9 protein-coding genes and 1 pseudogene are annotated in these 13,631 nt (G+C 70.5%); all 10 read left to right on the top strand.

What is annotated here, in order from left to right:
• The first annotated feature begins 9 nt into the window (after positions 1 to 9).
• On the top strand, positions 10 to 519 hold the full coding sequence (locus ACZ7HT_RS29325; RefSeq protein ID WP_471171398.1) for a hypothetical protein: 510 nt from the start codon (positions 10 to 12) through the stop codon (positions 517 to 519).
• Entirely contained in the window at positions 516 to 941 is a 426-nt protein-coding gene (locus tag ACZ7HT_RS29320) for a hypothetical protein (RefSeq protein ID WP_471171396.1), read from the top strand. Before ACZ7HT_RS29325 ends, ACZ7HT_RS29320 begins: the two co-directional genes overlap by 4 nt.
• On the top strand, positions 932 to 2,746 hold the full coding sequence (locus ACZ7HT_RS29315; RefSeq protein ID WP_471171394.1) for a hypothetical protein: 1,815 nt from the start codon (positions 932 to 934) through the stop codon (positions 2,744 to 2,746). The genes ACZ7HT_RS29320 and ACZ7HT_RS29315 overlap by 10 nt, the downstream gene beginning before the upstream one ends.
• On the top strand, positions 2,746 to 3,126 hold the full coding sequence (locus tag ACZ7HT_RS29310) for a hypothetical protein (RefSeq protein WP_471171393.1): 381 nt from the start codon (positions 2,746 to 2,748) through the stop codon (positions 3,124 to 3,126). Before ACZ7HT_RS29315 ends, ACZ7HT_RS29310 begins: the two co-directional genes overlap by 1 nt.
• Entirely contained in the window at positions 3,126 to 3,794 is a 669-nt protein-coding gene (locus tag ACZ7HT_RS29305; protein ID WP_471171391.1) for a hypothetical protein, read from the top strand. Before ACZ7HT_RS29310 ends, ACZ7HT_RS29305 begins: the two co-directional genes overlap by 1 nt.
• Positions 3,791 to 5,122, top strand: coding sequence for a baseplate J/gp47 family protein (locus ACZ7HT_RS29300; RefSeq protein WP_471171390.1), 1,332 nt, complete (start codon positions 3,791 to 3,793; stop codon positions 5,120 to 5,122). The genes ACZ7HT_RS29305 and ACZ7HT_RS29300 overlap by 4 nt, the downstream gene beginning before the upstream one ends.
• A 122-nt stretch (positions 5,123 to 5,244) precedes the next feature.
• Positions 5,245 to 9,510, top strand: coding sequence for a LamG-like jellyroll fold domain-containing protein (locus ACZ7HT_RS29295; RefSeq protein WP_471171388.1), 4,266 nt, complete (start codon positions 5,245 to 5,247; stop codon positions 9,508 to 9,510).
• Positions 9,503 to 10,084, top strand: a complete 582-nt coding sequence (locus ACZ7HT_RS29290; RefSeq protein WP_471171387.1) for a hypothetical protein — start codon at positions 9,503 to 9,505, stop codon at positions 10,082 to 10,084. Before ACZ7HT_RS29295 ends, ACZ7HT_RS29290 begins: the two co-directional genes overlap by 8 nt.
• Before the next feature lie 37 nt (positions 10,085 to 10,121).
• Positions 10,122 to 12,338 carry a beta strand repeat-containing protein gene (locus ACZ7HT_RS29285; protein ID WP_471171385.1) on the top strand — a complete coding sequence of 739 codons (2,217 nt, stop codon included), beginning with the start codon at positions 10,122 to 10,124 and terminating at the stop codon, positions 12,336 to 12,338.
• A 258-nt stretch (positions 12,339 to 12,596) separates the two neighbouring features.
• Positions 12,597 to 13,454 (top strand): annotated as a pseudogene (locus ACZ7HT_RS29280) (glycoside hydrolase family 16 protein); the annotation flags it as partial.
• Between the last annotated feature and the right edge of the window lie 177 nt (positions 13,455 to 13,631).

Here is a 13,631-nt window from a genome sequence, read left to right as displayed (position 1 = left end):
GAGGACGTCATGCCCGCCGGCGTGAACGTCCCCGTGCTCATCGGCGCGGTGCCGCTGTTCACCGTCACCAGTCTGACCCTCAACGAGGGGTACGCGGTGGCCAGGATCGCCGGGGGGCGGCTCGCTCAGCTCGTGTCGCCCACCACCCGCACGATCAGCGTCGAGGCCACACTCGTCGGAACCACCCGCCTCATCGTCAAGAAGGGCCTGGAGGCGATGGCCCTCACCTCACGTGCCCTGGCGGGCGCCACAGCCCCCCTGATGAACTCGACCGGGCTTCCCGTGGTCTGCGGAATGACCATCAGCCTCGACATGCAGATCACGGGGCTTCGTTTCACCCAGTCCAACCAGAAGCGCGACGCCGTGGACGTGAGCATCACCTTGGAGCAGGTCCCCCGTTCCAGCGTGACCGCGATCCTCGGAGAGGTGCTGGACATCGCCCTCGCGGCGGGCACCCTCGCGATTCCGGCGGTGAGCGAGATGGTTCCGCTGGAGCGCCAGTTGGGAGGCACGCTGTGACCGAACCGCTGCGATTCCAGAAGCTTCCGGTCGAGCCGGACGCCGGCCTGCCCCAGGCGTTCCGCTGCTCCGTGGGGAACACGCCGTTCGTCTTCGCCCTGTACGCGAACTTCCACGGCGGCGAACAGGACCCGCCCGAGACGCTCTACGACCTCGTGGAGGGGAGCCGTACCCCGTGCCCGCAGGAGGCCTCCGCACAGCCGAGGCCTCCGGGCTGCCTCGTGCTCAGGGTCACCGGAGCCGGTCCCGAGGGCCCGCGCGTGCTCTTCCTGCGCAAGCTCGTCCCCGAACCCGACCTGATCCACGACGCGGGCCCGCTCGCCTTCCGGCTGGTCGAGGCGACAGTGGCCCGCGGAAACCTCAACGGAAGCGGCCACTACAGCTCCCGGATCGAAATCGGGGTGGCACGACGATGGGAGTGATCCTCTGGTACAAGGTCGACTTCCCGATCCTTCAGGTGACGGTGTCGAACGACGTCCGCAGCGGCTCGGTCCTGGCCGACGCCGAGATCACGGTCACGTACGCGTTCCGCCAGGCAGGGAAGTTCGACATCACGTTCGACACCCTGCCCCTCGAGGTGCACAAGGCGCTGGCCGCCGCGCTCGGGGAGCGGGACGACCCCGAGGGCGGCGTCGACATCAACATCCACCTCGGGTACCTGGACGACCCCTCGGCACGACAGGTGGTCCTCTCGGGCAGGGTCGCCGGCATCAAGTCGACGACCAAGTTCCAGCCGCTCGGCGTCCGGCTGATCGGGCTCGAGGAGGCCGCGCACCGGCTGACCAACCACGTCGACCCCGAGGTCAAACCCCGCCGGGCCCGGCTCGACATGGAAGACACCACGCCGGCCAAGGCCGCGCGCCACATCGCCGGTCTCGCCGGCGTCGAGACCGTCGGCGAGGACGAGCCCTGCGCCTACACCCGGGACATGAAGAGCAGCGCCCCGAACGCCTTCGACCTGCTCGTGGACGTCGCGGAGAAGTACGGCGACGAGATCCTGGTACAGGACGGGGCGGTGCAGTACGGCTCCGCGATCACCTATCCGCCGGAGACGGGATTCGGCTCCCTGCCCGACCTGGCGGCGATCGCGTCCGCCCTCGGCGGGGAGGACTGCCTCCTTGCGTTGAAGACCATGACCGTGGCCAGGATGGCCGAGTTCAAGCCCTCTCACCTGCTCCCCGTCGGCAGGCAGAACCTGGAGACCGATGACGTGGCCCAGGCCGAGGTGGACGTGTTCGACTTCACCGTTCTCGGCGAGCCCGCGCTGCGCGCCGGGCAGTTGGTGGCGGCGAGCGTGGAGGGCTACGAGAAGCCCTTCAAGGACTTCCGCGTCCTCGACCTCACCCATGCGTTCTCGACGCGTTCGGGGTACACCTGCCGCGGCAGGGCGGTGCGGTTCGGGAAGGCGGGCAACGCCCGGCGCAGTGAGCTGGCCCGCAAGGCGACCCCGCAGACGATCGCGGACCTGATCTCCGGAAAGGCCAGGGAGCAGGCGGCCGTCAACCCGTCGGTCGACGTGGGCCGGATCGCCGGTGCCATGCCGGACACGCGGCTCGCCACCGTGGACAGCGGCCAGGAGCCGGACGCGTCCAAGGCGTCGCCCAGCGTGGACGTGGAGATCGGCAACAGCGACCCCCGTCGGCGGGACAAGCCGATCGCCTCGCCGTTCGCCTGGCACAAAGTAGGCCTGTCCGTTCCGGTCTACGAGGGCATGCGGGCGCTCCTCAACCAGGTCAGGGACAACCCCGACGACACGGTCGTCACGGGGTTCCTCTGGGCCAACGACCCCGAGATGGAGCGGCCGAAGGCCGCGGAGGGCGACTGGTGGCTCTGTCTGCCCACCTCGCTCGGTACGGGGCCGGTCGCGAAGCCGACCGGCGAGGGCGTCAACGACCTCATCGCCCGAGACGGACGCAGAGTGGTGGAGGCCGTCGGACTGAAGATCGCGATCGGGAAGAGCGTCTGCTCACCGGTGGGCGACCGTCCCCAGGAGGGTGCCGCCGACGTCTTCCTGCTCACGCACAAGTCCGGCACCACCGTCACGATCGACGCCAGCGGAAAGGTGACCGTCGACGGAGGCACCCAGGACGTGGTGCTGACGGCCGGAGGCTCGACGCTCACGGTCGGCAAGGAGAAGGTGGCGATCGACGGAGGCACTCGGGAAGTGACGTTGACGGCCGGAGGGGCGACCCTCACGGTCGGCCAAGGGAAGGTGGCGATCAAGTGATGGCCTACGTACTCGTCCAGGGGGCTGTCATCGAGTGTGTGCATCAGGGACGGCTCAGGATCGAGGTGGGTGATCCCCGGGTCACCGTCCAGGGGAAGGGGGTCGTCCTCGGCGGCGCCGAGGCCGGACTGACCTTCGGCTCGCCAACGGTTCCCGTGCCGGGCATGATCACGCCCTGCCCCGCGGCGACCCCCACCACACCGCCTGTCGCCCAGCCGTGCAAGACGTTGCCCACGACGCCCGCCGGTCTGACGCTCAAGCTCACGGTCGGCGGAAAGCCGGCGCTGCTCGCCACCGCCTCCGGCGTGACGGCGAGCGGACAGGGGCCGGGCACCTGGAAGGTCACCGACCCCGGTCAGCACGTGCTGGAGTCGCTCTGATGACCGCACAGCGCGCAGGGCGTGACGACGGACTCGGAACCGGCGTGCCCGACGGGGTGGTCGCGGGCCCAGCCGGACACGTTCCCCCGGTCCGGCCGCGGACGCCGGCCGCGCCGGGCGGCACAGGTGCCCTGCCGGGCAGCGCGGTTGCCCTGCCGGGCGGTTCGGCCGTGCCCGGCATCCGCCCGTACATACCGGGCGAAGGCCCGCGCGAGGCGCCGCCGAGTCTCGGCCGCAGCCTCGCCCTCCTCGACGGCGACCTCGTTCTCGACCCGCACACCCACGACCTCTCCCTGGTCGTGGGCAGCGGGGCCCTCGAACAGGCGCTGGAGCTGGCCGTCTCCACCCAGGCGGGCAGCGACCGTCTCAACATCCGTTTCGGGTTCGACGCGCTCGCGCTCGGCGCCTACGCGCACGACCTTCCCACCCGCAAGGAGTACATCACGATGGAGCTCGTCCGCTGTCTCAGCTCGGACCGCAGAGTCACCGACGTCCGCGAGGTGTTCTTCGACGACGACCCGCGCTTCTTCGATCTGGGCACCGGCTTGGACGAGCAGGCGCTGCGGGACATGGCCGCCGCCCACGCGGACCGCCGCTACACGGTCTACGCCGTCGTCGACACCATCGCCGGCACGGCCCTCACCCTGCGAGCAAGGGGAACCCCATGACTTCCGACGAACGGTTCGGCGTGACCGAGGACGGGTTCGTCGTCAAAGGCGTCGACCGGATCATCGCCGACCAGCACGCCCGTGCCAGAGCCGTGTTCGGCGACGATGCCGACCTCGGCTCGGGAAGCGCCCTCCGCAAGGTCCTGGACGCGGCGGCCGTCTCCACCCACGAGCTGTGGCGCGCGCTGGAATCCCAGTACTACGGCACCTTCATCACCACCGCGGAGGGCCCCAGCCTGACCCTGCTGGGACGCGACCTCGGCCTGCCGCGCCGCGCGCTGCGCGCGCGGGGCACTGTCACCCTGACCCTCGCCCGACCCGAGCGCGACCGTGTGTACGCGCTCCCCCTGGGCACGGTCATCGAGACGGTCGGGTCGGACACGGAGCCCGGGCCCACCGTCGCCTTTCGTACGACCCAGGTCGTCGTCCTCACCGAACAGCAGGACTCCGCCACGGCCGAGGCCGAGGCCGTCCTGCGCGGACCTGGCGGGAACCTCGACGCCGACCGCGAGCTGCGGCTCGAACCCGTATGGGCCGAGCACAACCTCAACCTGGGCGCGGCCGAGGTCACACCTGTCGTGCGGCAGCCGTTCCGTGGTGGGGAGCTCGACGAGTCCGACGCCGACTACCGCGTCCGGCTGCTCGGTGTGCCCCGCACTGTGTGGACCCAGGAGGCGGTGCTCGCCCAGGTGCTCGACGTGAACGGTGTACGCGACGCGGCCGTCTTCGACCCCCTCGGCGGCGTCGAGGCCACCCGTCGTTCCTACGGCACGTTCCGCTTCGGCCGGCACGGCTTCTCTCCCCCGCGCCAGATCGGTTCCCCCTACTTCTTCGACATCGTCGTGGCCCCGGAGCCGGGGTGGCCATGGAAGGGCTACAAGCCGCACATCCCCGGAATCCACGATGCAGTCACGGATGTCGTACGGCAGTGGCGGCCCGTCGCCGTCTTCCCGAACGTGCTCGCGGCCAACGAGGTCGACGTCGGCATGCGGGCCACGCTCGTCGTCGAGGCCGGGCACAACGAGGAGGCCGTCAAGGGCGCGATCCTGGACGGCGTGCGGGCCTCCGTCAACCGGCTGCGCCTCGGGCACGGCGTCCTCTACTCCGACATCGTGCTCAGCATCCGCAGGGCCACCGGTGTGCTGGACGTCCAGAACCTGCGCCTGCGCCGCTTCGCGCCGGCCTTCGGCCAGACCTACTACGGCGGAGCAACGTACGGCGGAGCGGAGGAACTGTCCGCCGGTGAGAACCTTTCCCTCGCCCCTGACGAGATCGCCCGGTTCTCCGTGGACTCCGCCCTGATCGACATCCGGGTCGTGGTCCCGTGAACACCGCCGCGACCCCTTGTGACCCCTTCGTCTCGGGTGGTTCCCTCCTTCCCGCGGCCCCGCTGCCGGGCGGCGCCCTCGAGGTCATGCGTAGCGCCCTGCCTTCCCCGTACGACCGGGGCATGGAGCGGATGCCCCTCGTCCTCGGGCCCGCGCAGGACGGGACGTTCCCCGTCCGCACGTACGACTTCGACGCGTACGAGCGCCGCTACGGCCGGCTGCCGGAGTCCCCCGCCTATCTCCTGGCCCCTGGCGCCGACGTCGCCTCTCCTCTCACCGTCCGGGTCCTGTTCCAGCGCGACCAGTCCGCGCCGCCCAAGCATGTGGACGTGCACGTCGCCGCGGGGCACCGCGCGGGACGGGCCCTCGCCGTCCCCGTACCCGGCGGCCTCGGCGACGGACCGAGGCTCGTCGCGCTGCGTCCTCTCGACCCGAGCCACTCGTTCGGCGAGCTCACCTGGCAGGTCACCGCCCTCCTCGGCACCATGGCCAAACTGCTCTGGGTCATCGGCGTCGAGCACGAGGAGGTCGCCGACCAGATCCGGGACGTGGCGGCCCAGCGCGACACGGCGACCGCGCACGGCGCGAGCCTGGACCTGCTCGGGCTGGACCTGGGGGCGCCTCGGTTCCCGCCCCGGCCCTACACGCCCGACGGCGACACGATCGCGCTCTTCCACCTCGACGAGACCCCGACCCTCGGAACGGACGGGCTTCCCGAGGCGGGCGCTACGGTGACCGAGGTCGTCGACGCGGCGGCGCCCGACGTGGAGGACCGACGCGGTACGAATCACCATGCTCACGCCGGCCGGACCGGCCGTTTCGCGTACGCCTTCGCCTTCGGCCCGGGCGAGAGCGAGATCCGTGTCAAGGACTCCCCCGACTTCGCGCTTCCGGCCACGGCCTCGTTCACCGTCGAGGCGCTCGTGCGGCCGGAGCAGGCCATCACGACGGGAGCCGTCGTCGCCAAGCGCACCCCGCTCAACACCACGGCGGGCGTGGGCTGGGCGCTGACCGTGGGCACGTTCCGCGGCATCGACCGCAACCTCCGCTTCTCCCTCTCCGACGGCGCGCAGGAGGTCGAGCTGTTCGCCGACCGCGACCTCGGCGACGGTGCGTTCCGCCACATCGCCGGCGTACTCGACCGGAAGGGGACCACCGCCATCGCGCTGCTCTACCTGGACGGCGTAGAGGTGGCGCGCCAGGTCACCGGATCCGTGCCCGTCGGCGAGGACACCCCCGAGGGCCGCGCGGCCGCCGCTGCCGCGTCGCTCGGTGCGCTGACCAGCACCGCCCCTCTCGTCATGGGTCTCGGCAAGGAGGTCCACGGGGACCGGGAGATCGACGCGCAGTACCGGGGCTTGCTCGACGAGGTACGCCTCTCGAGAACCGCACGTCACACGTTCGAGCCGCTCACCGGCGAGAGCGACGACGGATACCGCCGCAGGCTACAGGTCTTCCACCGCTGGCTGCTGCCCACTCCGGAAGGGCTCCAGGCAGCGGTCAACAAGGCGGCAGGGCCGATCGACGCCGATGGGGACGACTGCGCGCCCTTCGTCGTCCAGGAACAGACCGACGCCGTCGTCACGGGCGGACTCTCTCTCCGCGTCCTGCCTGCGACGATTCCGGTGAGCCAATCGATCACTGCTGACGGCGAGTTCGGGGTGCCCGAGGAGGAGGCCGTCGGAACCGCCGCCCAGGACGAACCCGACTTCGATCCCGCCTGGCTCCTGCGCCATCCCGGTCGGCCCGGCCTGGCCTTCGCGGGAGGCGACGACAGCCACTCCATGCAGTTGGGCGTTCAGGAAGCCCTGGACGCGCTCGTGGACAGGCTGGCCGACCTACCCGGTGACGTCGACGGCACGCTCCGGGTCCTCCGAGCCTACGTGCCCACCACCCCGGAGTTCACCTCCCCGGAAACCGACACTCCTGACACCCGCGTCGTTGCCGGGCTGCACTCTGTCGGCCGCGCCGTACTCCTGACCTACGAGAACCCCGACCCCGCCCGGGGCGTCCAGGTGACGGCCGGGGAACTCGCCGCCCACGCTCACGCGGCCGGCTTCGAGTGGGTCCAGCACACCCGGGAGGGTCTCGTGTACGCAGCCCGGCGGCGCGGCCACACCCTCCGGATCACCGGAGGACCCACGACGTCGGAGCAGGCCCTGCCGGACGTGACGGAAAGAGGGCGTTTGGAGCTCGGCATCGAGCCCGATCCCTCTTCTCTCAGCGGCGCGGAGGTCCGCTGGTCGGTCATCCGCGCCGGAGCCGGTGACGCCGTGTTCCAACAGGATGAACCGGGCACGCTGTACGCCCTTTCCGCCGGTGATGTCTCTGTCGGTGTCGAGGTCACGGTGCGCGGCCACATCGCGAGCGGCACCCGCCGTTTCCGCATCGGATTGTCCGACACGTCCCTCGATCCCGGTGAGACCATCAGCGGCACGGGCCTCCGCGGCACCTCGGCGGAAGCGGCCGTGGGTCCTCCGACCGAGGACTTCGACCCGAACATGCAGCTCGTCCGCACCGACGACCTCGCCGGGCCCCCCGGCCGCATCGCGTACGGATCCGATCCGGGCAACCGCGTCATGCAACGGGTCACGGGCGCCGCGCTGGACCGACTGCTCGCCCTGCTCGCGCAGTCGCCCGGTGTGCTGACAGTCCTGAGGTCGTACGTGCCGGCGACAGCGGTCGAAGGGAAGACAAAGGCGGAGAAGACCCCTGGGGCAGTCGCCGATCTGCACGCACAAGGCCGGGCCCTGTCACTGTGTCACGACAAGCTGACCGCCTCGGCCCTCGCCGCACGCGCCTTCGCCGCGGGTTTCGACCACATCGGGATCGAGTCGTCCCGTGAAAGGCAGAAGCCGGCCATCGTCCGGGTTGCCATGGCCCCCGGGGAGCAGTTGACCGTGACCGGTCCGAGCGAACTCACGGTCGGAACGCCCGCCATGGTCTCGGTCGCACCCTCCACGATGCCCTCGGCGGCCTGCTTCTCCGCCGACGGCAAACACGTCTTCCTCGCCGATCCCGGCACGCACCGGATCATCTCCCTCGACGTCACCGCTCCGTCTCTCGGTGACTTTCCCAGGATCGCCCTCACCCCCTCCCGACGCGTCGCCCCCTTCCCCTGCGCCCTCGCCTTCGGCGGCGGACACCTCTTCGTGGCGCACCGTTACCGCGACCGGATCTCGGTGCTGCGGCCGCAGGACCTGGCCGACGCCCCCATGGCCGAGATCAGCTGCCCTGGCCCGTCCGCAGTGGCCGCCGACGCCGACCGCCTCTACGTGGGCTGCCGCGGCGACAGCACACTGCGCGCGTTCAACCTGTCGACGGGTCAGCAAGCGGCTCCGCTGACGCTGCCCGCCGCGCCGAGGTCGATCGCGGTCGCCGCCGGAAGCCCCTCACTCTACGTCGTCGTGGACGGAGGTCAGTGGTGCCGCGTCAAGCGCAACCCGCTCACCCTGCAGGAGACCGTGGTCACCGGCGACCCGACGGCCCGCACCGCCGCCGTCACGGCGGACGGAAAGAAGTTCTACGTAGTCTGCCCCGGAGCCACCGGCGGTGCGCGGATCCTGGTCTACCGCCCGTCAGAGCACGCGCCGCCGGCGGTCATCGACGGCTTCCCCGACGACACCGTGCCGGTGGCTCTGCGCATGGACGCCGAATCGAAGGTGCTGTACGTGGCGACCCATGGCAAGGCCTCGGCCGCCGCCCGGGTACACCTGGTCGACGTCGCCCGCGATGTTCTCCTCCCCTTGTGCTTCAGCCCCGGGCACAGCGGCTCCGCCCTCGCCACGAGCCCTTCCGGCGTGGCGTACCGGAGCTGTCTCGTCATGGCTCCGTGGCACAGCGGAACGGTGCTGCTCGCCGATCCGGCGCCGCTCGCAGCGGTCCCTCCGGCCCCGCCACGTCTCGCCGCCGAGCTCCCGCTGGGCACCGGGGCGGGAGAGGTGTTCGTATGGTCGTTGCTCCCCGAGGCCCACGGGGCGGCGGAACTGTCCACGTCAGGTGTACCTCTGTGCCGGGTCACCGGCGTCGCTCCGGGACGGATCCTCGTCCGCGGAACGTATCTGCCCGCGGACGGGCTGCGGCCGTACCAGTGCGAGATCACGCTCAAACCGGAACTGGAACGGAAACCGGCGTCTCGGTCCGGGGTGGTCGTGACCAAGGAGCAGTACGACCTGATCCTCAACGTCCTCAACTGGTTCCACCCGCTCGGAGTCGAGTGCCGAACGGAGCGGCTGAGGGCCCTGGCCGGGCTGGGCACCGAGGAGGCGGAGCTGCTTCCCGTCCACACCTTCCCGACCTACCACGTCGCGGATCCCTTCTCGTCTCCCTTCCTCCACCTGCGCAGGGATGAGCGCGGAATCAACGCCAAGGACGAACGTGATGATTGAGCACTACAAGCCCCAGTTCGCCCACAAGGACTGGATCGACAACCAGGACCGAGTCCAGGCAGGCGGCACCAACGGCATCAACGACCGGTTCCACCAGCTGGAGAAGGAGTTCGCTCGGCTGGCCGACAAGCACATCAATCCGCTCATCGACGGGCTGGGCACGACGAGGTTCGTCTCGCTCATCCCCTCCCTGACCGCCTACGAGGTCGACGGCGTGACGAAGCCCTGGACGCAGGGCGTCGACCAGGTCGAGAAGCCGGTCAACGTAGCTACCGCCAACGGCTTCATGAGCATCTCACTTCCCGACAACGCCCGCGTCACCTCGCTCAAGGTGACGGGGGACAACGCATCCGCACACGGAGTTCTGACAGTGGCGCTCAAGGGCCGCCAGATAGCCAACGAGGACGGGGGTGCCATTTCCTTGATCGAGACGCATGAGGTGGGGACGGCGACCTTGCCGACGGGAGACACGGAGATCACGAACAACACCCATCGGTACTTCCTGACCGTCGACGTCGTCAATGCGGCGGACGTCGTCGTCAGAGTGCTCTGCATCCAGCTCACCTACCAATGACCTTCCGGTCGGCAGTGCATCCGGAAAGAAGAGGGCCATGGCACCCACAGGACCGATCCAAGGACAGCAAGGCACCAGCGGTTTCGACCCGGGGACGGAGAACCCGCCGGTCAAGTTCGGGGTATGGGGCGACAGTTCGAACGCCCACGGCGTCGTCGGCACCAGCGGGAGTCCGGGGACGGCGGAGAACCCGCTCGGCGGGGTCTACGGGGTCAACTTGCAGGCCAAGGGTGTCGGTGTCCTGGGCCTGTCCAAGCACGCCCAGGGCGGTACGGGCGTCATGGGCAGGAGTGCTCAGGGCATCGGAGTGATGGGACAGGCCAACGGAGCCGGTCCCGGCGTCCAGGGCACCGGCGCACAGGGGCCCGGCGTGAGGGGGCAGAGCACCCAGGCAGCCGGCGTGATGGGCGAAGGCGCCCCTTCCAGCCCCGGTGTCTTCGGCCTCGGCAGTGGGGGCCCAGGGGTGGAGGGGCGAAGCGCCCAGGGAGTGGGGGTGTTGGGGACCGGCGAGTCCAGCGCGGGCCTGTTCGGCGCCTCGACCGACGGGCCCGGCGTGTCGGGGACGAGCATCCAGGGATCCGGCGTCTTCGGCGAGAGCACGGGCGAGGCAGCCGGCGTGACAGGATCCGCAGTGACCGGGGCCGGGGTCTCCGGACGGAGCGCTCAAGGAGACGGCGTCGCCGGGACGGGCGGCGCGTCGGGCGCCGGAGTCTTCGGCACGGCCACCGCGGGTCCGGGACTCTCCGGCACGAGCACGCAGGGCCCGGGCGTCACCGGTCAGGGCGGCGGTACCGCGGCCGGAGTGGTGGGGAGTGCGCCAGCCGGCCCGGGCCTGTCCGGGTCGAGCACTCAGGGCCCCGGTGTCCTGGCGAAGAGCACCCAGGGCGCGGGCGTCGTAGCCGAGAGCGGAGGGAGCGAACCGGCTGTCAAGGGGACAGCGGCCGCCGGTGTGGGCGTCTTGGGCGTCAGTTCCCAGGGAACCGGTGTCCGGGGCGTCGGCAAAGGGAACTCTTTCGGCGTCCACGGCTCCGGTGCGTCCGCCGCGGGTGTGGCCGGTGAGAGCGAACAGGGCGCGGGAGTAGCCGGTAGGAGCACGAACGGTACCGGCGTCACGGGCGCAGGCGGCGGAACGAACCCCGGCGTGCAGGGATCGGGTACCTCGGGACCGGGTGTATCCGGCACCAGCTCGCTGGCGGCCGGCGTCTCCGGAACCGGTGGTGGCCTGAGCCCCGGTGTCCAAGGCATCGCCAGCGCCGGCCCCGGCCTGAAGGGGACCAGCGACACCGGTCCCGGAGTCCTCGCGATCGGCACCGTGGGAGCGGGACTCTCGGCATCGAGCACCAAGAGCACCGGAGTGACCGGCACCAGCACCGAAGGCATCGGCGTCTCCGGCACCGGCGGCGGAACCAACCCCGGCGTCAAGGGCACCGCCACCGGCGGCCCCGGCATCTCCGGCACCAGCGCCCAGGGCGCGGGCGTCGAGGCACGCAGCACCGCGGGGGTGGGGCTCGTCGCATCCAGCACCAAGGGCACCGGCGTGACCGGCACCAGCACCGAAGGCATCGGCGTCTCCGGCACCGGCGGCGCAACCAACCCCGGCGTCAAGGGCACCGCCACCGGCGGCCCCGGCATCTCCGGCACCAGTACGCAAGGCGCGGGCGTCGAGGCACGCAGCACCGCGGGGGTGGGGCTCGTCGCCGTCGGCGGGACCACCGGGGTCACCGCGAGCGGGACGAAGTACGCCGCCGTCCTCAACGGCGACGTCGTGATCACCGGGACGGTGCACGACGGAGCGAACCGGTTCAGGATCGACCACCCCCTCGACCCCGAGGCCCGCTACCTCGTCCATGCCGCGGTGGAGTCCTCGGAGATGAAGAACGTCTACGACGGGACGGTGATCCTCGACGCCGACGGGCAGGCCACGGTCGAACTCCCCGCATGGTTCGAGGCGTTGAACGCGTCGTTCCGCTATCAGCTCACCGCCGTCGGTGCACCGGCCCCAAACCTGCACGTCAGCCGGCCCGTCGCCGAGCACGCCTTCGGGATCGCGGGAGGCCTCGCGGGGCTGGAGGTCAGCTGGCAGATCACCGGCGTCCGCTGCGACAGCTGGGCGAAGGCCCACCCGCTGACCGCGGACGAGGAGAAGCCCGCCGATGAGCAGGGGCGCTTCGTCCACCCCGAGCTGCTCGGTCAGCCACAGGAAAGGATCCTGACATCGGTCGGCACCACTCCCCCACAGGACGCCTCGTCCTAGCAGTCCGCCTGCCCACTCCCCCGGTCCGAGTACCTGGCAGGTCCTTGGACACCCAGGGGGCACGTCGGACAGCGAACCACTCGGGTGGGACACCCCATCGCCGGTCCACGACGCGGTATCCGAACTCGCCGCCGACGCCGTCGCCGACGGAAGCGCACACCGTGAGTCCAGTGAGGGTCCGGTCGGTCACGTACGGAGGGAACCCAGCAGATGGACTTTCACCCCGTCGGCCGAGTCGCCCGCGCGGGCAGTGGCGAACCTCGCGGTGAGCACCCTCCGGTCCACACGGAAGGTCATCCAGGCAGCGGCCAGACCCTATTCGACGACTTCTCCTACACCTCACACGCGGACCCGGAGCTCACGGCCCACGGCTGGACCGTGCGCTCCGGCTTCGGTGGTCCCGGCGTACCGGGCGCCACCTGGGACCCCACCAGGGTCACGTTCATGACCGAGGGCGGCACCACGGTCATGGACCTGGAGACCTCCACCTCCGGGACCGTCGAGTCCACCCGGCACGCTCAGGTCGTCACCAAGGCGAGGAAGTTCCAGTACGGCACGTACGCCGCTCGGGTCAGGTTCTCCGACTCCCCACGGTCCGGTCCCGACAGCGACCAGCTCGTACAGGCCTTCTACACCATCAACGACCTGACGGCGCCCATGGCCGACGACTACTCCGAGTACGACTTCGAGTACCTGCCCAACGGCGGCTGGGGCGAGCCGTCGACCGTCCTTTTCGCCACGTCGTGGGAGACCTACCAACCCGTCCCATGGAAGGTCGACAGACAGACCACCAAGAGCCGCCGGAGCTACGCCGGCTGGCACCAACTGCTCCTCACCCTCGACGACACCTCGATCGCCTATTACGTCGACGGACACCTCTTCGGCACTCACAGCGCGTCCTACCTCCCCGAGCGCCCGATGTCGATCAGCTTCAACCAGTGGCTGTTCAACCTGGGCGGGAATTCCTGCTCCACACCCCGCACCTACCACCAGCGGATCGACTACGTCCTCCACGTCAGGAACCAGGTGCTCACCCCGACTCAGGTCACCTCGAAGGTCAGCGGATACCGCACCTCCGCGACCGTCTTCCTGGACGAGATCCCGGCACCTTCCTGAGCGCCACCCCTCCGCGCCCCGTCACCCCGCCTCCCATGCCAGGTTGCAGCCCGGCCTCAGAAGGGCGGCTTTACCGGCGCTACGTCAGGCATGCGCCGGCACCCTGCCCATACTCGGCGACGGGCAGGACCTGAGTGGGCAGGAAGCAGGCTCCGGAGCGACAACGCCCGGAGGAGG

The organism is Streptomyces sp. NPDC037410, assembly GCF_055602235.1.
This window is presented reverse-complemented; position numbering and strand designations above follow the sequence as displayed.